Below are 24,680 nucleotides of genomic sequence, written 5' to 3'. Positions count from 1 at the left end.
GACGGCGGGCCGGTTCCACCCCGCGCGCGGCCCGGTCAGTGTCGGCCCGACTCCCGGTCCGGGCGGGTGATGTGGTCGGCGGTCCGGTCCCGGTGCGCGAGGGAGTCGGTCGTGGTCCGGGTATTCTGCCGGATCAGCCGCCGCGCGTCGTCGGCGGCCGACCGCGCCACCTCCGGACGCGCCACCGGCCGGTGGGCGACCTCGGCGCCCTCGGGCAGACCGATGTCCACGGGCAGCCCCGCGCGGCTGATCACCCGTAGCTGCGCCGCCTCCTGGGACTTCGAGGGGCGGATGCCCCCCTCCGGGGTGCGCCAGGCCCCCAGACGGGTGCGCAGCCAGTCCGTTCCCTCGGGGCCCTGTTCCCACGGCGTGTGGTCGGGCCGGTGGGCCAGTGCGTGCCGTACGTCGCCCAGGGTCCACCCGGCGGAGAAGAACCGCGCCGTCTCCTGGCGCAGGGTCGGGAAGTCGACGCGGCGCAGTGACGGGTCCTCGCGCCGCAACCACTCGCAGGCCGTGTGGACGTCGCGCGGTGTGTGCCGGGGGCGGTTGAGCGGGTCCGCCTGGGGGCCGCGCAGCAGCGCGTCGTCCACGGTCACGATCACCTCGCCGCGACGGGTGTCCCAGATACTGACCTCCTCGCGCGCCCATCCCTGGGACTCCACGAGCGCCGTGGCCATCCTGCGTAGGTCGAGCTGGTCGTCGCTGCTGATCCGGAACTCCGCCATGCCCACAGGTTACTGACGGCTGGATGTGTCTCAGATCACACTGACCCCGACAGTGCCCTGTTGGTGGGATGTTGTGTGTTTATTTCTTGAATGCAAGCTTTGGTTGACATGTCTGACTTGTGCCCTGTGTCACTGATTTGTCTACACTTCCTGAAGTTGTGAGCGTCGTCATTCGGCGTTTGCCTCAAGTTGACGATGACAAGGAGGGCACGTGAGCACCACGTCACCGGCGAGACCACGGACGTCGACCGGTCAACACCTGCGTTACGTCGTCTTCATCGCCGCGGCGGCGGCGATGGGCGGCTTCCTCTTCGGCTACGACAGCGCCGTGATCAACGGGGCGGTCGAGGGCGTCCGGGGCAGGTTCGGTGTCGGATCGGGACTGCTCGGCGCGGTCATCGCCATCCCCCTCCTGGGCGCGGCTGCGGGCGCCGTCACCGCGGGCCGCCTGGCCGACCGCGTCGGCCGCCCCCGGGTCATGCAGATCGCCGCGGTGCTGTTCACCGTCAGCGCGCTGGGTTCCATGCTGCCCCTGACGGTGTGGGACCTGGCGTTCTGGCGCGCGCTGGGCGGTGTGGCGATCGGCATGGCCTCGGTCATCGCCCCGGCCTACATCGCCGAGGTGGCTCCGGCCGCCTACCGGGGGCGGCTCGCCTCGTTCCAGCAGGCCGCGATCGTCCTGGGCATCGCCGTCTCCCAGCTGGTCAACTGGGCCCTGCTCGGACTCGCCGGAGGCGAGCAGCGCGGCACGCTGCTGGGGCTGGAGGTCTGGCAGGTGATGCTGGGCGTCGAGGTGCTCCCGGCCGCCGTCTACGGGCTGCTGGCGCTGCGCATCCCCGAGTCACCGCGCTACCTGGTCGCCCGGGGGCGAACGGACGAGGCCAAGCGGGTGCTCGCCACGGTCGAGCCCGCGGGCACGGACCTGGACGCCGAGGTCGCCCGGATCGGCGAGCGGATGCGCAGCGAGCACAGGTCCACCCTCCGCGACCTCATCGGCGGTCGCGCCGGTCTGCTGCCCATCGTGTGGGTCGGTATCGGCCTGTCGGTCTTCCAGCAGCTGGTCGGGATCAACGTGATCTTCTACTACAGCTCCTCGCTGTGGCAGTCGGTCGGGATCGACCCGAGCAGCTCCTTCCTCTACTCCTTCACCACGTCGATCATCAACATCGTCGGCACCGTGGTCGCGATGCTGCTCGTCGACCGGATCGGCCGCAAGCCGCTGGCCGTCGTGGGCTCGGCCGGTATGGCCGCCTCACTCGGCCTGGCGGCCTGGGCGTTCTCCTTCACCGCCGAGAGCGGCTCCGGTGTCGTCCTCCCCGACCTCCAGGGCGCCGTCGCCCTGGTCGCGGCGCACGCGTTCGTGCTCTTCTTCGCCCTCTCCTGGGGTGTGGTCGTGTGGGTGATGCTCGGCGAGATGTTCCCCAACCGGATCCGGGCCGCCGCCCTCGGCGTCGCCGCGTGCGCGCAGTGGGTCGCCAACTGGCTGATCACCGTCAGCTTCCCCTCGCTGTCGGAGTGGAACCTGTCGGGTTCCTACGTGCTGTACGCGCTGTTCGCCCTGCTCTCGATCCCGTTCGTCCTGCGCTGGGTGCCCGAGACCAAGGGCCGCTCGCTGGAGGAGATGGGATGAGTCCGGTCTAGACCGCGCCCCTCGCCTCGGCGGGCGACCTTCGGGTGAGAGGGGCGATTCATGGGGGTTTTCGCGGCCAAGTTGGAGGATCATCCTCATAGCCCACCTCTGTCGGTTTGGATACTCCTCCAACCTTGGCCGGTGCGGTCCGCGCGGGTACTGACGCCCGCGCGGACCGGGGTTATGGTGACTGCCTGACGGCCCGGACGGGATGCCCGTACCGCGCCGGAGAGCCCGTTTCCGCTGGCCACAGCGGAGCACACCGTTCCATCGAGCTGTAGGTGCCCGTGCCCCACACCGCATTCGAGGCCACGACCAACCGCGCGCTCCGGGTCTTCCTCCACGGACTCCCGGGTGTCGACGAGGTCGGAGCGCGGACCCGTGCCCAGGACCTGGCCACACGGTCCATCAAGACCACCGCCAAACGGGAGGCCATCGACATGGCCATCCGGATGGTGGACCTGACCACTCTGGAGGGCGCAGACACGCCCGGCAAGGTCCGCGCCCTGTGCGCCAAGGCCGCCCTCCCCGACCCGGCCGACCGGACCGTGCCCAAGGTGGGCGCCGTGTGCGTCTACCCCGACCGCGTCGCCACCGCCGTCGAGGCCCTGCGGGGCACCGGCATCGGCGTCGCGTCGGTCGCCACGGCCTTCCCCTCCGGACGCGCACCCCTGGAGGTCAAACTCGCCGACACCCGCCGCGCGGTGGCCGACGGCGCGAGCGAGATCGACATGGTCATCGACCGCGGCGCCTTCCTGGCCGGTGACTACAAGAAGGTGTACGACGAGATCGTCGCGGTCAAGGAGGCCTGCGGATCCGCGCACCTGAAGGTCATCCTGGAGACCGGCGAACTGGTCACCTACGACAACGTCCGCCGCGCCTCCCACCTGGCCATCCACGCCGGCGCCGACTTCATCAAGACGTCGACGGGCAAGGTGTCCCCCGCGGCCACCCCGCCCGTCGTCCTGGTCATGCTGGAGGCCGTGCGCGACCACCACGCCGCCACCGGCGGGCGCGTGGGCGTCAAGCCCGCGGGCGGCATCCGCACCTCCAAGGACGCCATCCGCCAACTGGTCATGGTCAACGAGGTCGCCGGACCCGACTGGCTGACCCCCGACCTGTTCCGCATCGGTGCCTCCAGCCTGCTCAACGACCTGCTCATGCAGCGCACCAGGCTCAGCACCGGCACCTACCCGGGCCCCGACTACTACACGCTGGACTAGAGCCGTGATCTTCGACTACGCGCCCGCGCCGGAGTCCCGCTCCGTCGTCCGCCTGCGCGACACCTACGACCTGTTCATCGACGGTGAGTTCACCCCCGCCGAGGGCGGTGGGTCCATGACGACGGTCAACCCCGCCGACGAGACCGAGCTCGCCCGCTTCGCGGTCGCCGGGGAGGCCGACGTCAACCGGGCGGTGGCCGCCGCCCGCCGCGCCTACGACACCGTGTGGAGCCGGATGTCCGGCGCCGAACGCGGAAAGTACCTCTTCCGGATCGCCCGGATCATCCAGGAGCGCGCCCGCGAGCTCGCCGTCCTGGAGTCGCTGGACAACGGCAAGCCCATCAAGGAGACCCGCGACGTCGACGTCCCGCTGGTCGCCGCGCACTTCTTCTACCACGCGGGCTGGGCCGACAAGCTCGCCCACGCCGGGCTGGGGCCCGACCCGCGCCCCCTCGGCGTGGCCGCCCAGGTCATCCCGTGGAACTTCCCGCTGCTCATGCTCGCGTGGAAGGTCGCCCCGGCCCTGGCCACCGGCAACACGGTCGTGCTCAAGCCCGCCGAGACCACGCCACTGAGCGCGCTCGTCTTCGCCGAGATCTGCCAGGAGGCGGACCTGCCCCCGGGCGTGGTCAACATCGTCACCGGCGCCGGCGGGACCGGACGGACCCTCGTGGAGCACCCCGGCACCGACAAGGTCGCCTTCACCGGCTCCACCGAGGTCGGCCGCCAGATCGCCCGCTCGGTCGCGGGCACCGGCAAGCGGGTGACCCTGGAACTGGGCGGCAAGGGCGCCAACATCGTCTACGACGACGCCGCCGTCGACCAGGCGGTCGAGGGGATCGTCTCCGGCATCTTCTTCAACCAGGGCCACGTGTGCTGCGCGGGGTCGCGCCTGCTGGTCCAGGAGTCGATCGCCGACGAGCTGCTGCCCAGGCTCAAGGAGCGGATCGGCAGGCTCCGGCTCGGCGACCCCCTGGACAAGAACACCGACATCGGCGCGATCAACTCCGCCGCCCAGCTGGAGCGGATCCGGGAGCTCACCGACGCGGGCGAGGAGGAGGGCGCGCAGCGCTGGTCGCCGTCCTGCGAGCTGCCATCGGCCGGGTACTGGTTCGCCCCCACCGTCCTCACCGGCGTCAGCCAGGCCCACCGGGTCGCCCGCGAGGAGATCTTCGGACCCGTGCTGTCCGTCCTGACCTTCCGCACCCCGGAGGAGGCGGTGGCCAAGGCCAACAACTCCCCGTACGGACTCTCCGCGGGCGTGTGGACGGAGAAGGGATCGCGCATGCTGTGGACCGCCGAGCGCCTGCGCGCGGGCGTCATCTGGTCCAACACGTTCAACAAGTTCGACCCGACCAGCCCCTTCGGCGGCTACAAGGAGTCGGGATACGGCCGCGAGGGCGGACGGCACGGTTTGGAGGCCTACCTTGGCTAAGCAGCGCAGGACGGCTGAGGCGCCACGGCCCCCGCGCCTGGCGGTCCGCAAGACGTACAAGCTCTACCTGGGCGGGGCGTTCCCGCGTTCGGAATCGGGCAGGTGCTACCCCGTGACCTCCACCGACGGCGACCACCTGGCCAACGCCGCGCTGGCCTCCCGCAAGGACGCGCGCGACGCGGTCGCGGCCGCGCGCGGGGCCTTCGGCGGCTGGTCGTCGCGTACCGCCTACAACCGGGGGCAGATCCTGTACCGGGTCGCCGAGGTCCTGGAGGGGCGGCGTGACCAGTTCGCCGCCGGGGCCGAGCGGGCCCAGGGGCTGTCGCGGACCGCGGCCGACGAGATCGTCTCGGCCGCGATCGACCGCTGGGTCTACTACGCGGGCTGGACGGACAAGGTCGCCCAGGTGCTGGGCGGCGCCAACCCCGTCTCCGGCCCCTACTACAACCACTCCGCCCCCGAGCCGACGGGCGTCGTGGCCGTGTTCGCCCCGCAGGGCGCCCCCCTGCTCGGGCTGACCTCCGTGCTGGCGCCGGTCATCGCCACCGGCAACACCGCCGTCGTGGTCGCCTCCGAGAGCGCGCCCCTGGCCGCGATCGACCTGGCCGAGGTGCTGGCCACCTCGGACGTGCCGGGCGGCGTGGTCAACCTGCTCACCGGGAGGGTGCCGGAGATCGGTCCGCACCTGGCCTCGCACGCCGACGTCAACGCCCTGGACCTGACCGGCGCCGGGGATCTGGCTGCGGAGTTCGAGGAGGCGGCGGCCGCCACCCTCACCCGGGTCCTGCGCCCCGGGCCCGGCGCCGACGGGGGAGAGGACGCCTGGCTCGACCCCGACCCGGGCACCGCCCGGATGACGCCGTTCCTGGAGACCAAGACGGTCTGGCACCCGATCGGGGTGTAACACTGGCGGACCGGGGCCCGTCCGGGTCCCGGTCCGACCCGGCGAACGAGGAGCGATCGTGGCGACCCACCCACCGACCGAACGTCCGGGACCGACGCGGACGCCCGGCCTGCGCCTGGTCCGGCTCGACCGGACCACGCCGGAGGTCGCCGTGCTCCGCCAGGTGGTGCTCCGCCACCGCCTGGCGCCCGGCCAGGCCAAGTACACCGGACTTCCGGTGCAGACCCTGCCGCGCGCCGACGCCGACCCCGCGCGCGTGCCGTTCGCCGTCGTGCGCACTGGCGCCGACGCCGCCGACCCCGCCGCGGCCCGCGCGGCCTGCGCCGGTTTCGGGATCGTCGACCGGGTCGGCCACCTGCGCGACCTGGTCGACACGCCGGAGCGCGCGGTGCTCCTGCGCGCCTTCTACGTCGTCCCCGCGTGGCAGGGTCTGGGTGTGGGCAGGACGGCCTGCTCCGCGCCCCTGCTCGACCTGCTCGTGGCCGGGGCCGCTCCCCGGGCCACGGAGATCGTGCTGTGTGTCAACGAGGGCAACGAGGCCGGTCGGCGCACCTACCAGGCGGCGGGGTTCGCCGCCACGGGGCGCCCCTACCTCGGCGGCCCGAACGGCCCGCAGCTCGTCATGACCCGGCCCGTACGCACCGGAGCGCGCGTCCCGCAGCGCACGGCAGCGCCCGTCCCGCCGCGCCCGCGGCCCGAACGAACGGAGAGAACCCCATGACCCGCACACCCCAGGCCATCGCCGAGGAAGCCGCGACCGAACTGCGCTCGCGCACCGGAGTGGACAGCTACGACGTCGCCCTGGTCATGGGGTCGGGCTGGGCGCCCGCCGCCGACCTGCTGGGCGAGTCCACCCACGAGGTGGCCACGGCCGAGCTGCCGGGCTTCCTGCCGCCCGCCGTGGACGGTCACAGCGGCACGCTGCGCAGCGTCCGCGACGGGGAGCGGAACCTGCTCGCCTTCCTGGGCCGCACCCACCTGTACGAGGGGCACGGCACCGACGCCGTCGTGCACAACGTGCGCACCGCCGTCGCCGCCGGGGCCACGACCATCGTGCTCACCAACGCCGCGGGCGGCATCAACCCCGACTACTCCGTCGGCTCGCCCGTGCTCATCGCCGACCACCTGAACATGACGGCGCGCTCGCCGCTGACCGGCGCCGACTTCGTCGACCTCAGTGAGACCTACAGCGCCAAGCTGCGCGCCCTGGCCCGCGAGGTCGCCCCCGAGTTGCCCGAGGGCGTCTACGCGGCGATGCCCGGCCCGCACTTCGAGACGCCCGCCGAGATCCGCATGCTGCGCGCCATGGGCGCCGACCTCGTCGGCATGTCCACCGTGCTGGAGGCCATCGCGGCCCGCGCCGCCGGAGCCCAGGTCCTGGGGATGTCCCTGGTCACCAACGTGGCCGCCGGGTTGGAGGGCGCCAACCTGGACCACGAGGACGTGCTGGCCACCGGGCGCGACGCCGCAGGGCGGGTCGGCCGCCTGCTCGCCGACATCGTCGCCAGGCTCTAGGCGGTGTCGCGTTGGGGCCTTCGCTCCGCCTCGTCCCGCCCGTCGCCCGTCACCACCCTCAACGGACGTCTGCGGCGCGGCCCCATCCATGAGAACCCCGGCGTCGCCCGGACAACACCCCCCGGGGGGGTGACCGTTCCAAAGACACACGCTAGGACGAAGGACTCCGATGACCACCGACACCGTCGCCCGCGCCCGCCAGTGGCTCGCCGAGGACCCCGACCCCGTCACCCGCGAGGAGTTGGGCGCCCTGCTGGACCGCGCCGAGTCCGGTGACGCCGACGCCCTGGCCGACCTCGACGACCGCTTCTCCGCCCGCCTGGAGTTCGGCACCGCCGGACTGCGGGGCGAGCTGGGCGCGGGGCCCAACCGGATGAACCGGGCCGTGGTCATGCGCGCGGCCGCCGGGATCGGCGCCTGGCTGGGCGACGGGAGCCACGTGGTCATCGGGTACGACGCCCGCCACGGGTCGGCGGACTTCGCCGAGGCGAGCGCGGCGGTGCTCACCGGGGCCGGGCACCGGGTGTCGGTGCTGCCGCGCCCCCTGCCCACGCCGGTCCTGGCGTTCACCGTGCGGGACCTGGGCGCAGACGCCGGGATCATGGTCACCGCCAGTCACAACCCGCCGCGGGACAACGGGTACAAGGTCTACGTCGGCGGGGACGGGCCGAACGCGGGCGCCCAGATCGTCGCCCCGGTCGACGCCGAGATCTCCGCGGCCATCGACGCCGTCGGGCCGCTGGGCGACCTGCCGTTGGGCCGGGACTGGACGGTCCTGGGGGAGGAGGCGGTCGGGCGTTACCTGGCGGCGGTCACCGCTCTGCCCCTGGGCGGCGACCGGGAGCTGGCCATCGTCTACACGCCGATGCACGGCGTGGGCGGCGAGGTGCTGCTGGCCGCCATGGAGCGGGCGGGGTTCCCCCGCCCGTCCGTGGTCGACGCCCAGTTCGCCCCCGACCCCGACTTCCCGACCGTGGAGTTCCCCAACCCCGAGGAGCCCGGGGCCATGGACCTGGCGGTCGAGGCCGGGCGGGCCGCGGGGGCCGACCTGGTGCTGGCCAACGACCCCGACGCCGACCGGCTCGCCGTCGCCGTCCCCGGCCACGGGCTGCTCACGGGCGACGAGGTCGGCGGTCTGCTGGCCGAGTACGTGCTCGACCACACCGCCGGGGCCGACCGGGCGGTGGCGACCTCGATCGTCTCCTCCAGTCTGCTGGGCAAGATCGCCCGCGACCGGGGGGTGCACTACGAGGAGACCCTCACCGGGTTCAAGTGGCTGGCCCGGGCCGGTGGGCCCGGTCGGCGGCCGGTCTTCGCCTACGAGGAGGCGCTGGGGTACTGCGTCGGTGGTGACGGAGGCCGTCCCGTGGCCGACAAGGACGGCATCGGCGCGGCGCTGGTGATGGCGGCGCTCGCGGCCGAGGCCAGGCGCGGGGGGCGCACGCTGGTGGATCTGTTGGACGACCAGGCGCGCCGGTTCGGCCTGCACCTGAGCGATCAGCTCTCGGTGCGGGTGTCGGACGTGTCGGTGATCTCGGCGGCGATGCGGCGGTTGCGCGCCGAGCCGCCCGCGGAGCTCGGTCCCCTGAAGGTGGCCGGGGTCGACGACTTCTCCGGGGGGTATGAGGGGCTCCCTCCGACCGACGCCCTGCGTTTCCGCCTGGAGGGTGGCGTCTGGGGGCGGGTGACGCTGCGGCCCTCGGGCACCGAGCCCAAGCTCAAGGCCTACGTCGAGGTGGTTCTGGACGCGGACGGGGACGTGGCGGCCGCTCGCGCGCGGGGTACCGCGCTGCTCGCGGACCTGGTCTCCTCGGTCGCCGAGGCGGTCGGGGCCTGAGCCCGTCTCCCCCTCGGTTCACGCGAACTCGGGGGGCTCCACGACGGGGCGGTGGATGACCTCGTCGATCACGGTGAGCGTCTGGGTCGCGGTCACACCGGGGAGGGACTGGAGGCGGGTGAGGATGAGGTCGCGCAGCTGGTCGGTGTCGGAGACGCGGACGAGGAGGACGATGTCCGCCGAACCCACCACGTACCAGCAGTACTCGATCTCGGGGTAGGAGGACAGGATCTCGCGGTTGGCGCGCCAGTCCGGCTGGCTTCCGGAGATGAGGACGAGCGCGGTGACGCCGAGCCCCATCTTGGCGTGGTCGGTCACCACGGAGTAGCCGCGGATGACGCCCTCGTCGGTGAGCCGCTTGATCCGGTTGTAGGCCGTGGCCCTGGAGACGTTGGCCAGTGCGGCGATCTCCGTGATCCCGGTCCGCGCGTCCTTGGCGAGGGCGCTCAGGATGGTCTGGTCGGTGGAGTCCGGCCGCCGGCCGCTCCTGCGCTGGTCGCCCATGGCCATGTGCGTGCTCCTCATGTGCTCTTGTGTCAGTGTCCGCCCCTTCCGTCGTCTTTGACCGGGGCTAACGAACTACCAGGTAAACGTTGTTCTCGTCCATTGGGATCTCAGCCCGCGAGATTGGGCGGCCGGAGGTGGGCGCCGCCGTCCCGGGAGGGCGATAACCGCGGAGGAACGTTCCGGGGGATCCTCGCGCGGACCCGACGGGAGTGGTGCTGGGTCAGGGGGAGTCCGACTGTACTCAAGGTGGATGACATCGCTGGGGCGGGGGTTTCCCTGACCCGTGAGTAACTACACCGCGTTCCGGTAAACGTGACAGAACTTCTCCCCCGGCGGTCCTTTATGTTGCTGTTTGTCGTGTTGATTCCGGCTCATGAGGGCACGTTGTCCACATGCGGCCAGGCGTACAGTCACGCTCGGTGCGCTACGCACGGTGATCCCGCCCTCGCGTCGGGTGCCTCCGGGGCGGGGGTGCGCGGCGGTCGCGCGGGTGTCCCGGGCGGGGGCGGAGGCCGCGGGGGACAGGGTCCGATTCGCGGTGTATCGCGCGGTGTGTCGTTTTCTATCGAGGCGGCGTGTCCATGTTAGACATATGAGTACGTATGTCGCCGAAGTGTCCTCGTTTGTATCAACTACGAGTGAGTATCTAGCGATTCTGTCGAGATGTCCGGAGAATCACGGGTAGGACCGTGACACCCGAGCCCCGGCGCGCCACCGCGCACGGGGCCACGTTGGGAGCCGCTCGACAATGCCCACCCATGAGCCAGAGGGCCGGGGGTCCATCACCGTGGACCACCTGCCGCCCGACCTCACCCGCACGCTCTACCGCCACATGCGGACCGCGCGTGACCTGGACGCCGAGGCCATCGCCCTCCAGCGCCAGGGTGTCTTCCCCGCCTACGTGTCCGTGCGCGGGCAGGAGGCCGCCCAGGTCGCCAGCGCCGCCGCCCTGGACCCGGAACGGGACTTCGTCTTCCCCACCTACCGTGAGATGGCCGCCGCCCTGGCCTACGGCGTGGAGATGGTCGGTTACATGGCCACCCACCGCGCCCTGTGGCACGGCGGCCTGTACGACGTCATGGCCTCCCGTTTCGGCGCGATCAACGCCGTGGTGGGCGGGCCGGTCCCGCACGCGGTCGGCTGGGCCGTGGGCGAACGGCTGCGCGGCGACGACGGCGTCGCCCTGGCCTACTTCGGCGACGGGGCCAGCTCGGAGGGCGACGTCCACGAGGCGATGAACTTCGCCGGGGTCATGGCCGCCCCCGTCGTCTTCTTCTGCCAGAACAACCAGTGGGCGCTGTCGGTCCCCAACCACCGCCAGATCGCCGGCGGCTCGGTCTCCGCCCGCGCCGAGGGCTACGGGATGCCCGGCGTCCTGGTCGACGGCAACGACGCCGGAGCCGTCTACCAGGCCACCGCCGAGGCGGTCGCCCGCGCCCGCCGCGGCGGGGGACCCACCCTGATCGAGGCGCTGACCTACCGCGTCGAGCCGCACTCCACCTCCGACGACCCCACCCGCTACCGCGACGAGGCCGACGCCGAGCGCTGGCGCCGCCGCGACCCCCTCGACCTGCTGCGCGCGGCCCTGATCGAGGCCGGGCACGCCGACGAGGACGCGCTCGCCGAGGTGGACGCCGCCGCCAGGGAGCGGGCCGAGGCCATCCGCGACGGCGTGGCCACCGCGCCCGAGCCGGACGGCTCCGAACTGTTCACCCACGTCTTCCGGGAGACCACCGACGAGCTGATCCGGCAGCGCCGGGTCTGGCAGGAAGAGGTCGAACTGTGACCGAACTGATCGAACGGGCCGGCGCCCCGGCGGGGTCGGCCCCCGTCGAACTGTCCATGCAGCAGGCGATCAACCGCGCCCTGCGGGTCCTGCTCGCCGAGGACCCCGACACCCTCGTCTTCGGTGAGGACGTCGGCACCCTGGGCGGCGTCTTCCGCGTCACCGACGGGCTCCAGAAGGAGTTCGGCGACCGGCGTGTCTTCGACACCCCCCTGGCCGAGTCCGCGATCATGGGCATGGCGGTCGGCCTGGCCATGAACGGCTGGCGTCCGGTGCCCGAGCTCCAGTTCGACGGCTTCGCGTATCCGGCCATCGACCAGATCGTCAACCAGGTCGCCCGGATGAACTACCGGACCCGGGGGGCCGCGCCGATGCCGATCACCCTGCGACTGCCCTCCTTCGGCGGCATCCAGGCGCCCGAGCACCACGGCGAGAGCCTGGAGGCGCTCTTCGCGCACACGCCCGGGCTCAAGGTGGCCGCCCCCTCCGACGCGGGCGACGCCTACACCCTGCTGCTCCAGTCGGTCCGCTCCGACGACCCGGTCGTGTTCATGGAGCCCAAGGCCCGCTACTGGGACCGCAGGCCGGTCCAGCTCCTGGAACCCACCACCCCCGTCGGCACCAGCCGTATCGTCCGCCCGGGCCGCCACGCCACCCTCATCGCCTGGGGCGCGATGGTGCACCGCTGCCTCCAGGTCGCCGAGCTCGCGGCCGAGGACGGCGTGGACCTGGAGGTGCTGGACCTGCGCTGGCTCAAACCGATCGACGCCGCCGGGCTGGCCGCCTCGGTCGCCCGCACCAGGCGCGCCGTGGTGGTCCACGAGGCGCCGCTCACCGCCGGTCTGGGCGCGGAGGTGGCCACCCTGGTCACGGAGAACTGCTTCCGCGACCTGGCCGCCCCGGTCCAGCGCGTCACCGGATTCGACGTCCCCTATCCCGCGGGTCCCCTGGAGCCGCAGTACCTGCCGACCATCGACCGCGTCCTGCTCGCGGTGCAACGGACCCTGGAGTACTAGACGACATGGCTGAGGACAACACCACCTTCACCCTTCCCGACCTCGGCGAGGGACTGGTCGAGGCCACCGTCCTGGAGTGGCAGGTGGCCGTCGGCGACCGCGTCGAGCGCAACGCCCCGCTGGTGGAGGTCGAGACCACCAAGTCCGCGGTGGTCATCCCCTCGCCGACCGAGGGCAGGGTGGTCACCCTGCACGCGGAGGAGAACGAGGTCGTCCCGGTCGGCGCGCCCCTGGTCACCTTCGCGGTCACGGTGAGTGACGACGCCCCCAGGGCGGGCATCGTCGGAAAGGTCCCGACGGAGGAGGCACGGCCCGCGCGCCGCGTGCGTCTGAAGCCGCCGACGGACTGAGGAACCGCACGTCGCAAGGCCCGTTCAGATGTATCCACAAACGTCTGCCGGTCATCTCCGGTATCGTTTATAGGAACATCTGATTGGGCCTTCGATTTTTCCTGGGTGAAACACCAAGTCCACAATCGATAGGGGAATCATGACCGCGAATCTGGCCGGCGACGTGACAATGCGCTATGTGGATTTGCCGCCGAGTGAACCGGCGGACGCCGTGCCGGTCCTACTTCTGCACGGATTCGGCACGAACTTCGGCATGAATTGGTCCGCCGCGGGGTGGCCGCAGGCACTCGGCGGCGCCGGACTGCGAGTCCTGGGACCGGATCTGCGCGGTCACGGCGGCAGCGACAAACCCCTCGACGAGGCCGCCTACCTGCCCGAACGCTTCACCGCCGACCTGCTGGGCCTGCTCGACGAGCTGGCGGTCGACCGCGTCGACCTGGTCGGCTACTCCATGGGCTCCCGCCTGGCCTGGGAGCTGGCCCTGACCGCCCCCGACCGGGTACGGCGGGCCGCCCTGGGCGGCTTCGGCCCGGTCAACGCCTTCGCCGACGCCGACCTGTCCGCCCCCGGGGCGGGTGACACCCCCTTCGACCAGGTCTTCCGGACGGTGTCCGGGCTGGCCGGCAACGACGCCGAGGCTCTGGCCGCCTGCGCGCGCGGCCAGGCCGCCCGCCCGTTCGCCGCCGACCCCGCCCCCGTCGGCGTGCCCCTCCTGTTCGTCTCCGGCGCCCGGGATACGCTCGCGACGGGAGCCGAGGACCTGGCGGCCCGCTGCGGCGGGACGCACGTCGAGATCCCCGGGCGAGACCACGCCAACGCGGTGTCCTCGCGTGTCTTCAAGCAGGCCGTCGTGGACTTCCTGGTTGGATAGTCCGGTCTAGACCGGACGGCCCCGTCGGCGCCGATCTCGGCGCCGACGGGGCCGTGTGACGCCCGGTGTCCGCGCGGTGCCGGGGAGTGAAAACCCCTCTCCGCGTCGGAGAACCTCAGGTCGGATAAGGAGGAACGGGAATCTGGCCGCCACCGTGCGGCGCCTGCCCGGCGGGGATCGGGTGAGTCGTCGTGTCTCTCAGCTCTCGCCTTCATAACAACTCAGTCCGTCCGTCACGTGTACTTTCCACCAGCGGATATTGTCCGGCAACAGAACTCAGGTCGGATCCGTGTGAATGCGGGCCGCTGAGATGGCGAAGGGGAGAGTTACCGAAGTGAAGCGCAGCAACGCGGCCAAGTTCGCCGCCGCCGCGGCGGCGGGTGTGCTGGCCCTCACCGCGTGTGACAACGCGACCGACACCGTCGACGACGCCGGCAACGGCGGCGAGCAGACCTCCGACGTCCGCGTCGGCCTGGCCTACGACGTCGGCGGCCGTGGCGACCGCTCGTTCAACGACTCGGCCTACCGCGGTCTGACCCAGGCCGCGGAGTCGCTGGGTGTGGAGACCCGCGACTTCGAGCCCGCCGACGGTGAGCCCGAGTCCGCCAAGGAGGAGCGCCTGGCCACCATGGCCGAGGAGGGCTTCGACGTCGTCATCGCCGTCGGGTTCGCCTACGCCGAGTCCGTCCAGGCCGTGGCCGAGGAGTACCCCGACGTCCACTTCGCCATCGTGGACTCCGAGATCGACGGCCTCCACAACGTCACCAGCCTGGTCTTCGCCGAGGAGCAGGCCTCCTTCCTGGCCGGCGCCGCCGCGGCGCTGTCCACCGAGGAGGACCACGTCGGCTTCATCGGCGGTGTCGAGACCCCGCTGATCCAGAAGTTCGAGGCCGGGTTCGTCGCGGGCGTCGAGCACGTCAACGAGGACATCGACGTCGAGATCGACTACATCAGCCAGCCGCCGGACTTCAGCGGCTTCAGCGACCCCGCCGCGGGCCGCGAGACCGCCCAGGCCCAGTACGACCGCGGCGCGGACGTCATCTACCACGCCGCCGGGGCCTCCGGCAACGGTGTCCTCCAGTCCGCCGTGGAGAACGACTTCCTGTTCATCGGTGTCGACAGCGACCAGTACGCGAACGCCGAGGACGACCAGAAGCCGTACGTGCTCACCTCCGCCATCAAGCAGGTGGACGTGGCCGTGTACGAGCTGATCCAGGACGCCGTCGAGGGCGACGTCGAGGGCGGCATCCAGCGCTTCGACCTGGCCTCGGGCGGCGTGGACTACACCCAGTCCAACGAGGAGCTCATCGCGCCGCTGGTCGAGGAGCTCGACGGGTACAAGCAGCAGATCATCGACGGCGAGATCGAGGTCCCGACCGCCCCGTAGCACGCCGCGCCACGGGCCCGTCCCGTGGCACCGCACCGGAGGCGGCACCGGAGCGCGGAGGACCCGCGCCCGGTGCCGCTGCCGGTTGCCGCTTCGCGACGACGGCGTCCGGTGGCCGACACCCCGGCCCCGCGCCCCGCCGCCAGTTCCACGAGGAGACAGATGAGCAGCACGTCATCGGGCGGCGGGTCGAGTCAAACCCCCGCCGTCGAGCTGCACGGGATCACCAAGCGTTTTCCCGGAGTCGTGGCCAACCACGACATCGACATCACCGTGGCTCCCGGTACCGTGCACGCCATCGTCGGCGAGAACGGTGCGGGCAAGTCCACGCTGATGAAGACCCTGTACGGGATGCACCGCCCCGACGAGGGCACGATCCACGTCAAGGGTCAGGAGGTGCGCTTCCACTCGCCCTCCGACGCCATCCGCCACGGCATCGGCATGGTGCACCAGCACTTCATGCTCGCCGACAACCTCACCGTCCTGGAGAACGTGGTCCTGGGCGCCGAGCGCCGCCACGGCATCGGCAGGCGCGCCCGCGCCGAGATCCAGCGGCTGTCCGCCCAGTACGGCCTGGGCGTCGATCCCGACCGCCTGATGGAGGACCTCGGTGTCGGCGACCGCCAGCGCGTGGAGATCCTCAAGGTCCTCTACCGGGGCGCCGAGACGATCATCCTCGACGAGCCCACCGCCGTCCTGGTCCCGCAGGAGGTCGACGAGCTCTTCGACAACCTGCGCGAGCTCAAGCGCGAGGGTCTGACCGTCATCTTCATCTCGCACAAGCTCGACGAGGTGCTGTCCGTCGCCGACGACATCACCGTCATCCGCCGGGGGACCACGGTGGCCACCGCCGACCCGGGCACCACCACCGCCCGGGAACTGGCCACCCTCATGGTCGGCGGCGAACTGCCCGTGCCGGAGCTGCGCGAGTCCACCGTCACCGACCACGTCGTGCTCTCGCTCGACGGGATCACCGTCCGCTCCCCGGAGGGGCGCCCGGTCGTGGACGAGGTCAGCGTCGACATCCACCGGGGCGAGATCGTCGGCATCGCCGGTGTCGAGGGCAACGGCCAGTCCGAGCTGATCGAGGCGATCATGGGCATGCGCCACCTCGCCTCGGGCCGCATCCTGCTGGAGGGGCAGGACATCACCGGCTGGTCCACGCTGCGCATCCGCGAGGCGGGGGTCGGCTACATCCCCGAGGACCGCCACCGGCACGGCGTGCTGCTGGAGTCCCCGCTGTGGGAGAACCGCATCCTGGGCCACCAGACCAAGGCGCCCAGCGTGCGCGGTCCCTGGATCAACAGGGTGGGGGCGCGCGCCGACTCCGAGCGCATCGTCGCCGAGTACGACGTGCGCACACCCAACATCGACGTCATCGCCGACGCCCTGTCCGGCGGTAACCAGCAGAAGTTCATCATCGGCCGGGAGATGAGCGGGCAGCCGCGCTTCCTGGTCGCCGCGCACCCCACGCGCGGTGTGGACGTGGGCGCCCAGTCGGCCATCTGGGAGCAGCTGCGCGAGGCCCGCGCCGCCGGTCTGGCGGTGCTGCTGATCTCCGCCGACCTGGACGAGCTGATCGGCATGTCCGACACGATCCACGTGATCCTCCGCGGCCGTCTGGTCGCCGAGGCCGACCCGACCACCGTCACCCCCGAACAGCTGGGCTCGGCCATGACCGGCGCCGGGCTGCGCGCGGGCGGCGGTTCCACGGAGAGTGACAGCGGTGCTGAGGGTACTGACCGTGCCGACGAGGACGGGGGCGAGTCGTGACGACCTCTGACAACCGACGCCCGCTTCCCGGACCCGCGGCCTTCACCATCGCGGTACTCCTGGGCACGGGTGTCACGTTCGCCCTCGACATGGCGCTGCTGTGGTGGGCCGCGCTGATCATCGGCGTCACCGCGGCCTTCGCGTTCGTGGCCGTGACCCACAACAGGGTGCCGCCCGAGCGCCGTGTCGCCGCCGCCGGAACGGAGGAGCGGGGCACCGCGCTGCACAACACGCTGGTGGTGCCGACGGCCCTGGTGCTGTCGGTGGTCGCCGGACTGCTGTCGGCGTGGCTGCTGGACCTGAGCCTGATCGAGCCGGTCGCCGCCGTCGTCGGCGCCGTCGTCGGATCGGCCCTGACCTTCCTGCTGTTCCACCGCCTGTCGGCGCTGCTGGCGCTGTCCTTCGCCGCGGTGTTCGCGGCCGGGCTGATCGCCATCGCGGTGACCGCGCTCGTGCTGCTGTTCAGCGGCATCGACCCGATGTCGACGTTCGGCCGGATGCTGGAGTACGGCACCCGCCCGGACAGCATGGTGCAGATCATCAACGACAGCACCACCTACTACCTGGCCGCCGTGGCCGTGGCGATCGGCTTCAAGATGAAGCTGTTCAACATCGGCGTCGACGGCCAGTACCGGCTGGCGGCCCTGCTGTCGGCCGCCGTGGGCGGATACCTCATCCTGCCGCCGCCGTTCAGCCAGCTCGTCATGATCGTCGTGGCGGTGGCCGTGGGCGGCGCCTGGGCGGGCATCGCCGGGTACCTCAAGGTCGCCCGGGGCGTGTCCGAGGTGATCTCCACGATCATGCTCAACGCGATCGCCACCGGCATCACCGCCTACCTGCTGAGCACCGACCGCCTCGCGGTCCAGATCAGCACCAACAACATCGGCACCCCGCCGCTGCCCGAGTCGTCGTGGGTCCCCGGGATCCCCGCGCTCTTCCTCGGCTCTGACCGGGAGATCTTCGGCCTGGTGTTCCTGGCCGTCGCGGTCGGCGTCGGCTACTCGGTGATGCTCAACCGCACCCGCTTCGGCTTCGAGCTGCGGGCCACCGGCCAGTCGCAGTCGGCGGCCGAGGCCAGCGGTATCAACGTCAAGAAGATGGTGTTCCTGTCCATGCTCTTCTCGGGCATGGTCGCCGGACTGGTGGGCCTGCCCCAGCTGCTCGGGAGCGCGCACTACTACGCGCTGGACTTCCCCACCGGCATCGGCTTCATCGGCATCGCCATCGCCCTGCTGGGCCGCAACCACCCGGTGGGCATCGTCTTCGCCTCCCTGTTCTGGTCGTTCCTGACCCAGGCGGCGAACATCCTGCCCTTCGACAACATCCCGCAGGAGATCGCGGTCATCGCGCAGGCCACCATCGTGCTCACGGTCGTCGTGGTCTACGAGGTCGTGCACCGGTGGGGCCGCCGTTACCAGCAGCAGCAGATCGGCAAGCAGCTCGGCGCCACGACCGTGACCGCCGAACCGGTGGGCGCCGCGCCCACGTCCGGCGGTGCGGGTGAGACCGGCCCGAAGACCGACGGCGAACGCGGCGGGGAGGCACAGTGAGCCAGGAACTCAACGTCACGGAGGCGGTGCACGAGTCGCCGTACCGTCCTCGGGGATGGGCCAGGTGGCGCTTCCTCACCCTGACCTGCGCGGTGTTCGTGGCCCTGTCCGGGCTGCGGGTCATCACGGGTCAGGACATGCTCACCGACGCGGGCACCATCAACACCACGCTCGCCTTCGCGGTGCCCATCGGCCTGGCCGGTCTGGGCGGTCTGTGGGCGGAGCGCTCCGGCATCATCAACATCGGCCTCGAAGGCATGATGATCCTGGGAACCTGGTTCGGGGCCTACTTCGCGTGGTCCTTCGACAACCCCTGGATCGGCCTGGTGGCGGGTGTGCTCGGCGGCATGCTGGGCGGCCTGCTGCACGCGGTGGCCACGGTGACCTTCGCGGTCGACCACATCGTCTCCGGCGTGGCGATCAACATCCTCGCGCTCGGCGCGATGCGGTACATGTCGATCCTGCTCTACTCGGACGTGCCCGGCGCGGGCGCGGCGCAGTCCCCGACGACGCCGTCGTTCCCGACCCTGAACCTGCCGTGGCTGCCGGACCTGCTGGAGCCGGTGGCCGACAGCGGGATCTTCCTGGTCGGCGACCTGGCGTCGCTGGTGATCGGGCTGACCACGCGGATGTCGGCGCTGACCCTCATCGCGCTGCTCATGATCCCGGTGACCTACCTGGTGCTGTGGAAGACCACCTTCGGGCTGCGGCTGCGGTCGGTCGGCGAGAACCCTGACGCCGCCGAGTCCCTGGGCGTGCCGGTGTACAGCTTCAAGTACATCGCCGTGGTCATCTCCGGCGGCCTGGCGGGCATGGGCGGCGTGTTCCTCGCGATCGTGGCGTCCAACATCTACCAGGAGGGGCAGACCGGCGGCCGCGGGTACATCGGTCTGGCCGCGATGATCTTCGGCAACTGGCGGCCCGGCGGCCTGGCCATGGGCGCCGGACTGTTCGGCTACACCGACGCCCTCCAGGTGCGCGGCGGCGGCGAGGCGATCCATGCCCTGCTGCTGCTCCTGGCGGTGGCGCTGCTGGCGGTCGCGATCTGGCAGGTCCGGTCCGACCGCAAGGGCCTGGCGATCGCCGGCGCCCTGGCGGGCGTCCTGCTGCTGGCCTGGTACTTCACCACCGACTCCCTGCCTCGGGAGCTGGCCACCTACAGCCCGCACATCGCGACCCTGCTGGTGCTGTCGCTGGCCTCGCAGAGCCTGCGGCCCCCCGCGGGCATCGGCAAGCAGTGGAGGGCGAGCCGGTCATGACGGACGCACTCCCGGACCCGGAGTCCGTGGACTGGGCGGCGCTGCGCGCGGTCGCCCGGCAGGCGATGGGGAACGCCTACGCGCCCTACTCGCGGTACCCGGTGGGGGCGGCGGCCCTGGTCGACGACGGCCGGATCGTCAGTGGCTGCAACGTGGAGAACGCCTCCTACGGGATCGGCCTGTGCGCCGAGTGCGGGCTGGTCAGTGCCCTGCACGCCTCCGGCGGCGGGCGGCTGACCGCGTTCAGCTGCGTGGACGGCGAGGGCGAGACCCTCATGCCGTGCGGGCGCTGTCGGCAGCTGCTGTACGAACACGGCGGGCCGCACCTGCTGGTCGACACCCCCGAGGGGGTCCTGACCATGGACCGGGTGCTCCCGCAGGCCTTCGGGCCGCACAACCTCACGCAGTGACCGGGACGTCTCCCCGGCGCCGGAGATCCGGTGCCGGGGAGACGCCTTTTCAGCCGCGGTTCCGCGAAGAAGGGGAACAGGACATGGACGTCATCGAGATCATCAGGGCCAAGCGCGACGGCGCGGAGCTCACCCCCGAACAGATCGACTGGGTGATCGACGCCTACACCAGGGGCGAGGTCGCCGAGGAGCAGATGTCCGCGCTGGCCATGGCGGTCTTCCTGCGCGGGATGAACCGGGCCGAGGTGAGCCGGTGGACCGAGGCGATGCTCGCCTCCGGGGAGCGGTTGGACTTCTCCGACCTGGAGCGGCCCACCACGGACAAGCACTCGACCGGTGGTGTGGGCGACAAGATCACCCTGCCGCTCACGCCCACCGTGGCGGCCTGCGGCGCGGCCGTGCCGCAGCTGTCCGGGCGCGGGCTCGGGCACACCGGCGGCACCCTGGACAAACTGGAGTCGATCCCCGGGTGGCGGGCCTCGCTCAGCACCGACGAGATGCGCGCGGTGCTCTCCACCACGGGCGGCGTGATCTGCGCCGCCGGGGCCGGGCTCGCCCCGGCCGACCGGAAACTGTACGCGCTGCGCGACGTGACCGGGACGGTCGAGTCGATCCCGATGATCTCCGCCTCCATCATGAGCAAGAAGCTCGCCGAGGGCACGGGTTCGCTCGTCCTGGACGTCAAGGTGGGGTCCGGCGCGTTCATGAAGGACGTCGACTCCGCCCGTGAGCTGGCGCGCACGATGGTGGACATCGGTAACGACCACGGGGTGCGCACGGTCGCGCTGCTCACCGACATGGCCACGCCGCTCGGCCGTCAGGTCGGCAACGCGCTGGAGGTGGCCGAGGCGGTCGAGGTGCTCTCCGGCGGCGGCCCCGCCGACGTGGTGGAGCTGACCGTGGCCCTGGCCCGGGAGATGCTGGCCGCCGCCGGGCTCACGCCCGGCCGGGACGGGGTCAAGGACCCGGCCGAGGCGCTCAGGGACGGCAGCGCGCTGGCGTCGTGGAAGGAGATCGTCCGGGCGCAGGGCGGCGACCCGGACGCGCCGCTGCCGGAGGCCGCCGAGACCCGCGTGGTGCTGGCGCCCGCGTCGGGGACCCTCACCCGCCTGGACGCCTACCAGGTGGGGCTGGCCGCGTGGCGGCTCGGCGCCGGGCGTGCCCGCAAGGAGGACGCGGTGTCCTTCGGCGCGGGGGTGACGCTGCACGCCAAGCCGGGGGAGGAGGTCTCCGCGGGCGAGCCGCTGTTCACCCTGCACGCGGACGAGCCCGAGCGGTTCGACCGGGCGGCCGAGGCGCTGGAGGGGGCGTTCGACATCGAGGCGGACGCCGCCCACGAGCCCCGGCCGCTGGTCATCGACCGCGTGGCCTGATCCCGCGTCGACACGGCGAGGGCCGTACCGGACGGGCTTGGGTTCCGGTGCGGCCCTTGGTGCGTGTGGGGGTGGTTCTGCGCCGGGTCACGCCGGGCGGGCGGCCGTCCACGGAACGGTCGGCTGGAGCACGGCCTCGCTCAGGGCACGGGTGCGCAGGTGGGTGATCTCCTGGTACCCGGGGTCGGCGACCATGCGGCTGAACGCCTCGCGGCCGGGGTAGCGGACGAGCAGTACCGCGTCCCAGTCCTGGCCCTCCTCGGCGACCAGGGGCGTCGTGCCGTCACCCGCGTAGAGCAGTTCGGCCCCGTACCTCTTCAGGAAGCGGCCCGCCCGACGCGAGTACTCCTCGTAGGAGGAGCGGCCGTCCGGGGCGAAGCGCAACAGGTTGAGCATGACGAAGGGGCCGTCCGGGACCTCGGACAGTGCTGCGGACAGGGCGGTTCCTGAGGGGTCGACTGCCATCGGTGACTCCTTGTCGTGACCGGCCGCGTCGGGTGACGGGCGCCGGAAACCGGGGGTGACAGCACCCTAGGCGAGGTGTGTCCCCGAATCAAACCGGCCGGTCGGTATGTTCCGGTGTCCCGGGAAGGATGCTCCGCCCGACGTCCGTGTTCCGGGGCCGCGCCGGACGGGGGTTCCGGCGCGGCCCCGCGTGCCGTCGGGGCTCAGGACAGGACCACGACGAGGTGGTACGTGGCCGCTCCGGCCAGGGTCGCGGCCATCGCCGTGAGGACGTGGGTCGCCAGGAGCGGAAGGGCGCGTCTGGGGGGTTTGCGGTGGCGGCTGCGTCGGCGGGGGAGGGGCGGTCGCTTGGGGTTTCCGGGGCGGGGGTCGTTGTCGGGTGCCGTGCGCGGGCGGGGGACCGGAAGCGGCGTCGGGGGGTTCGCCGGGCGTCGGCGAGGCTCGTCCATCCAGGCGGGAAGGATGCCGTGCTGTTGCCGGTAGCGGACACGGGGATTGTCGCGCATCTCCTCCAGGAGGCGCTGTCGCCGGTCGGGTCCGGCGGTCGTTTCGGTGGCTGCGGATCGCGTGAACCGACGGCCACGACTGTGCGCCGCTCATCGACCGGGGTCGGCGGCACGGCGTCCGTGTCGACCTCGAAGTACGCGCTGCCGCAGCCGCACGAACAGCGGTTGCGCACCCTCAGGTGGGGAAGCTGTTCGCGCAGCCCGGCATGGACCGGATCGTCCGCGGTCAGCAGGGCGCCCAGGACGGCGGAGACGTCCGGGGGCAGGCCCTCGTCCATGCCGTCAGTTCCCCGGCGGGGTGATGTTGACGTTGCCGCCCGCGGGAACGGGGAACAGGTCGATGTCGCCGTTCTTCATGGCCTGGTAGAGGATGTAGCCCTCCGGGCCGAGCACGTCCACCAGGGCCTCGATCGCCTCCAGTTCGGTCTGGATACGCTCGTTCTCGGACTCCTGGGCACGGGTCTGCTCGACCGCCTCCTGGGCGGCGGTGAGCGCGTCGCGCACCTCCTCGGGCGGGGTCGGCTGCTGGAGGGTCAGCTGCGGGTCCCCCGGCTCCTCCTCTTCCCCGAGGACGAACGTCGGCGAGATGAAGAACGCGCCGCCGCCCTGCTCGGCGATGTAGTCGGCGGTCAGCTCGCCCACCCGACGCTCCCACTCGGACTTGGCGTCGGGGTCGGTGTAGAGCTCGCGCCAGGTGTACTCCTTGGTGGCGTCGTCGATCGCCCGGTTGAGCGGCTGCCCGATGTAGTCGCGCAGCATCTCGTTCCACCCCGCGTCCTCGTGCGCCTCGTACTTGAGGCCGATCTGCTCGTGGAACAGTCGGAGCGTCTCACAGTCCGGGTTGAGGGCGAAGGTCACCAGTCCGGTGACCTGGAGTTCCAGGTCGTCGGAGGAGACAGCCGTGGACGTGGCCATCTCGGCGTTCTCGGCACCGGAGAAGGTGAAGGTGCGCTGGCCGCCCGGGTAGACGAACATCCGGTCGCCGGGGCCGTAGTACTCGCGGTTGCCGGGGTCCACGCACTGGTCGAACTCGGTGGACGAGAAGGCTCCGGCGTTGTACTCCAGCGCCACCTGGTCGGGGTTCACGGAGGTCGAGCAGGAGGTCAGGAGGAGGGCGGTCGCGGTGAGCGCGGCGGTCGCGGTCACGGTCGCGGCGACGGTGCGGGGGCGTTTCACTGGCTGCTGCTCCTTGGGGGATGCGATCGGTGTCCGTTCGGGGCCGCCGGATCCGTGTCGGGTCCACGCCTGATGCGGCTGTGACCGGTGGGGATCGGGGCGACCGCGGCGACCCGGGTGAGTCGCCGCGTGAACTAGGAAGGAACGGAGCCGCCGGTGGTTCCCTCTTTCCGGGGAACGTTCCGATCCGGGGCCCGGCCCCCGTCGCGCCGGGCGGCGGCAGTGCCGCTACAGGGCCCACCGGCAGTACAGACGTCGGCCCTCCCGTTCGGCGCGGCGGGCCAGACCCGCCAGCGGACGCAGCACCTCGAGCAGGTCGTCGGCCGTGGACGGGTCGTCGCGCAGCTCCTCCGTGTCCGCCCACGGTCCGGCGGCTTCGGCCAACCGGTCCTCGGAGGCGGAGGCCAGCGCCCGCTGGAGACTGTCGGACACGCTCACGACGAAGGCGCTCCCGTGTTCCGGGTCCGACAGCAGTTCCCCGGAGCGCGGGCGGGCCGAGGCCTCGTCGTGGTCGCAGCCCGTCAGGATCGCCTCCAGCCGCGCCATGACGACCACCGGGTCGATCCCTTTCAACGGCAGCACGTCGAACACCGACGGTTCCGGGCCGCCGGGACCATCGAGCACGCCGACGGCCTCCTCGTCACCGGAGGCGGAGAAGTAGTCGCACAACACCACGGGTGGACCCTACCCGGGAGCGGGGACGGCGCCGGGGCCGACCGCGCCCCCGCACCCGAGTTCGGCGATGTCCGGTTATCGGACGTGATCGAATCATTGCTTTCTCCACCGTGGGTTCGGAACCAAAGAGCGGGTGATGATCGCGTCAAGCGTTGGTATCTGAATGTTTTCCGCTGATGCCCTTCCAGGGGCTGTAGGTAGGAATGGTGGGCGCAAACAAAAATCGTGCACCGCGGTTGCTCCACGTTCTCCTCGGTTCGTGTTCCGGGGCATCCGGGTGGTGTTCGTTCGACCGTGGATGGGAATC

Annotated in this window: 23 protein-coding genes; 17 read left to right on the top strand and 6 right to left on the bottom strand. The window is 71.6% G+C overall.

What is annotated here, in order from left to right:
• Nucleotides 1-35: 35 nt before the first annotated feature.
• Complete coding sequence (locus tag DVR05_RS04340; RefSeq protein WP_116244503.1) at nucleotides 36-725, bottom strand: hypothetical protein; 690 nt, start codon at nucleotides 723-725, stop codon at nucleotides 36-38.
• Between the two features lie 211 nt (nucleotides 726-936).
• Here DVR05_RS04340 and DVR05_RS04335 point away from each other — a divergent pair, with 211 nt between their 5' ends.
• From DVR05_RS04335 to DVR05_RS04305, 7 genes are all read left to right on the top strand, one after another.
• On the top strand, nucleotides 937-2,355 hold the full coding sequence (locus tag DVR05_RS04335; RefSeq protein ID WP_116244502.1) for a sugar porter family MFS transporter: 1,419 nt from the start codon (nucleotides 937-939) through the stop codon (nucleotides 2,353-2,355).
• 281 nt (nucleotides 2,356-2,636) lie between these two features.
• Nucleotides 2,637-3,578, top strand: a complete 942-nt coding sequence (gene deoC / locus DVR05_RS04330; RefSeq protein WP_116244501.1) for a deoxyribose-phosphate aldolase — start codon at nucleotides 2,637-2,639, stop codon at nucleotides 3,576-3,578.
• A gap of 4 nt (nucleotides 3,579-3,582) precedes the next feature.
• The gene (locus DVR05_RS04325) at nucleotides 3,583-5,013 is read left to right on the top strand and encodes an aldehyde dehydrogenase family protein (RefSeq protein WP_116244500.1); all 1,431 of its coding nucleotides are present in this window, start codon (nucleotides 3,583-3,585) and stop codon (nucleotides 5,011-5,013) included.
• Nucleotides 5,006-5,917 carry an aldehyde dehydrogenase family protein gene (locus DVR05_RS04320; RefSeq protein ID WP_116244499.1) on the top strand — a complete coding sequence of 304 codons (912 nt, stop codon included), beginning with the start codon at nucleotides 5,006-5,008 and terminating at the stop codon, nucleotides 5,915-5,917. The genes DVR05_RS04325 and DVR05_RS04320 overlap by 8 nt, the downstream gene beginning before the upstream one ends.
• 58 nt (nucleotides 5,918-5,975) lie before the next feature.
• Nucleotides 5,976-6,638, top strand: a complete 663-nt coding sequence (locus DVR05_RS04315; RefSeq protein ID WP_116244498.1) for an N-acetyltransferase — start codon at nucleotides 5,976-5,978, stop codon at nucleotides 6,636-6,638.
• Complete coding sequence (locus tag DVR05_RS04310) at nucleotides 6,635-7,432, top strand: purine-nucleoside phosphorylase (protein ID WP_116244497.1); 798 nt, start codon at nucleotides 6,635-6,637, stop codon at nucleotides 7,430-7,432. Before DVR05_RS04315 ends, DVR05_RS04310 begins: the two co-directional genes overlap by 4 nt.
• 169 nt (nucleotides 7,433-7,601) lie before the next feature.
• A complete protein-coding gene (locus DVR05_RS04305; RefSeq protein ID WP_116244496.1) occupies nucleotides 7,602-9,269 on the top strand; it encodes a phospho-sugar mutase in 1,668 nt (555 codons plus the stop codon).
• An 18-nt stretch (nucleotides 9,270-9,287) separates the two neighbouring features.
• Here the strand turns inward: DVR05_RS04305 and DVR05_RS04300 are convergent, their stop codons facing one another.
• A complete protein-coding gene (locus DVR05_RS04300; RefSeq protein WP_116244495.1) occupies nucleotides 9,288-9,779 on the bottom strand; it encodes an Lrp/AsnC family transcriptional regulator in 492 nt (163 codons plus the stop codon).
• 745 nt (nucleotides 9,780-10,524) lie between these two features.
• Here DVR05_RS04300 and DVR05_RS04295 point away from each other — a divergent pair.
• The 10 genes from DVR05_RS04295 (at nucleotide 10,525) to DVR05_RS04250 (ending at nucleotide 21,551) form a co-directional block, all read left to right on the top strand.
• Entirely contained in the window at nucleotides 10,525-11,562 is a 1,038-nt protein-coding gene (locus DVR05_RS04295; protein WP_116244494.1) for a thiamine pyrophosphate-dependent dehydrogenase E1 component subunit alpha, read from the top strand.
• On the top strand, nucleotides 11,559-12,578 hold the full coding sequence (locus DVR05_RS04290) for an alpha-ketoacid dehydrogenase subunit beta (RefSeq protein ID WP_116244493.1): 1,020 nt from the start codon (nucleotides 11,559-11,561) through the stop codon (nucleotides 12,576-12,578). The genes DVR05_RS04295 and DVR05_RS04290 overlap by 4 nt, the downstream gene beginning before the upstream one ends.
• Nucleotides 12,579-12,583: 5 nt before the next feature.
• Nucleotides 12,584-12,928, top strand: a complete 345-nt coding sequence (locus DVR05_RS04285) for a biotin/lipoyl-containing protein (protein WP_116244492.1) — start codon at nucleotides 12,584-12,586, stop codon at nucleotides 12,926-12,928.
• Nucleotides 12,929-13,067: 139 nt separating this feature from the next.
• Nucleotides 13,068-13,799: an alpha/beta fold hydrolase gene (locus DVR05_RS04280; RefSeq protein WP_116244491.1), complete on the top strand. Its 732-nt coding sequence runs from the start codon at nucleotides 13,068-13,070 to the stop codon at nucleotides 13,797-13,799.
• A 334-nt stretch (nucleotides 13,800-14,133) separates the two neighbouring features.
• On the top strand, nucleotides 14,134-15,186 hold the full coding sequence (locus DVR05_RS04275) for a BMP family protein (RefSeq protein WP_116244490.1): 1,053 nt from the start codon (nucleotides 14,134-14,136) through the stop codon (nucleotides 15,184-15,186).
• Nucleotides 15,187-15,348: 162 nt separating this feature from the next.
• Nucleotides 15,349-16,959, top strand: a complete 1,611-nt coding sequence (locus tag DVR05_RS04270) for an ABC transporter ATP-binding protein (RefSeq protein ID WP_116244489.1) — start codon at nucleotides 15,349-15,351, stop codon at nucleotides 16,957-16,959.
• Nucleotides 16,956-18,509: an ABC transporter permease gene (locus tag DVR05_RS04265; protein ID WP_116244488.1), complete on the top strand. Its 1,554-nt coding sequence runs from the start codon at nucleotides 16,956-16,958 to the stop codon at nucleotides 18,507-18,509. The genes DVR05_RS04270 and DVR05_RS04265 overlap by 4 nt, the downstream gene beginning before the upstream one ends.
• On the top strand, nucleotides 18,506-19,768 hold the full coding sequence (locus DVR05_RS04260) for an ABC transporter permease (protein ID WP_116244487.1): 1,263 nt from the start codon (nucleotides 18,506-18,508) through the stop codon (nucleotides 19,766-19,768). Before DVR05_RS04265 ends, DVR05_RS04260 begins: the two co-directional genes overlap by 4 nt.
• Nucleotides 19,747-20,178: a cytidine deaminase gene (locus tag DVR05_RS04255; RefSeq protein ID WP_116244486.1), complete on the top strand. Its 432-nt coding sequence runs from the start codon at nucleotides 19,747-19,749 to the stop codon at nucleotides 20,176-20,178. Before DVR05_RS04260 ends, DVR05_RS04255 begins: the two co-directional genes overlap by 22 nt.
• Nucleotides 20,179-20,261: 83 nt before the next feature.
• The gene (locus DVR05_RS04250) at nucleotides 20,262-21,551 is read left to right on the top strand and encodes a thymidine phosphorylase (protein ID WP_116244485.1); all 1,290 of its coding nucleotides are present in this window, start codon (nucleotides 20,262-20,264) and stop codon (nucleotides 21,549-21,551) included.
• An 87-nt stretch (nucleotides 21,552-21,638) separates the two neighbouring features.
• On the opposite strand, the gene DVR05_RS04245 is transcribed toward DVR05_RS04250, so the two are convergent.
• The 4 genes from DVR05_RS04245 to DVR05_RS04230 all read right to left on the bottom strand — a co-directional run bounded on the left by DVR05_RS04245 (nucleotide 21,639) and on the right by DVR05_RS04230 (nucleotide 24,373).
• The gene (locus DVR05_RS04245) at nucleotides 21,639-22,016 is read right to left on the bottom strand and encodes a DUF1330 domain-containing protein (RefSeq protein WP_116244484.1); all 378 of its coding nucleotides are present in this window, start codon (nucleotides 22,014-22,016) and stop codon (nucleotides 21,639-21,641) included.
• A gap of 203 nt (nucleotides 22,017-22,219) precedes the next feature.
• On the bottom strand, nucleotides 22,220-22,522 hold the full coding sequence (locus DVR05_RS04240) for a hypothetical protein (protein ID WP_116244483.1): 303 nt from the start codon (nucleotides 22,520-22,522) through the stop codon (nucleotides 22,220-22,222).
• Between the two features lie 282 nt (nucleotides 22,523-22,804).
• Nucleotides 22,805-23,698: an SPFH domain-containing protein gene (locus DVR05_RS04235; protein WP_198659033.1), complete on the bottom strand. Its 894-nt coding sequence runs from the start codon at nucleotides 23,696-23,698 to the stop codon at nucleotides 22,805-22,807.
• 228 nt (nucleotides 23,699-23,926) lie between these two features.
• Nucleotides 23,927-24,373: a hypothetical protein gene (locus DVR05_RS04230; protein ID WP_116244482.1), complete on the bottom strand. Its 447-nt coding sequence runs from the start codon at nucleotides 24,371-24,373 to the stop codon at nucleotides 23,927-23,929.
• Nucleotides 24,374-24,680 lie beyond the last annotated feature (307 nt).

This window comes from Nocardiopsis sp. FIRDI 009, from assembly GCF_003386285.1.
Lineage (GTDB): Bacteria > Actinomycetota > Actinomycetes > Streptosporangiales > Streptosporangiaceae > Nocardiopsis.
Note: the sequence above shows the minus strand (reverse complement) of the source record. Positions and strands in the feature narration are given on the sequence as shown.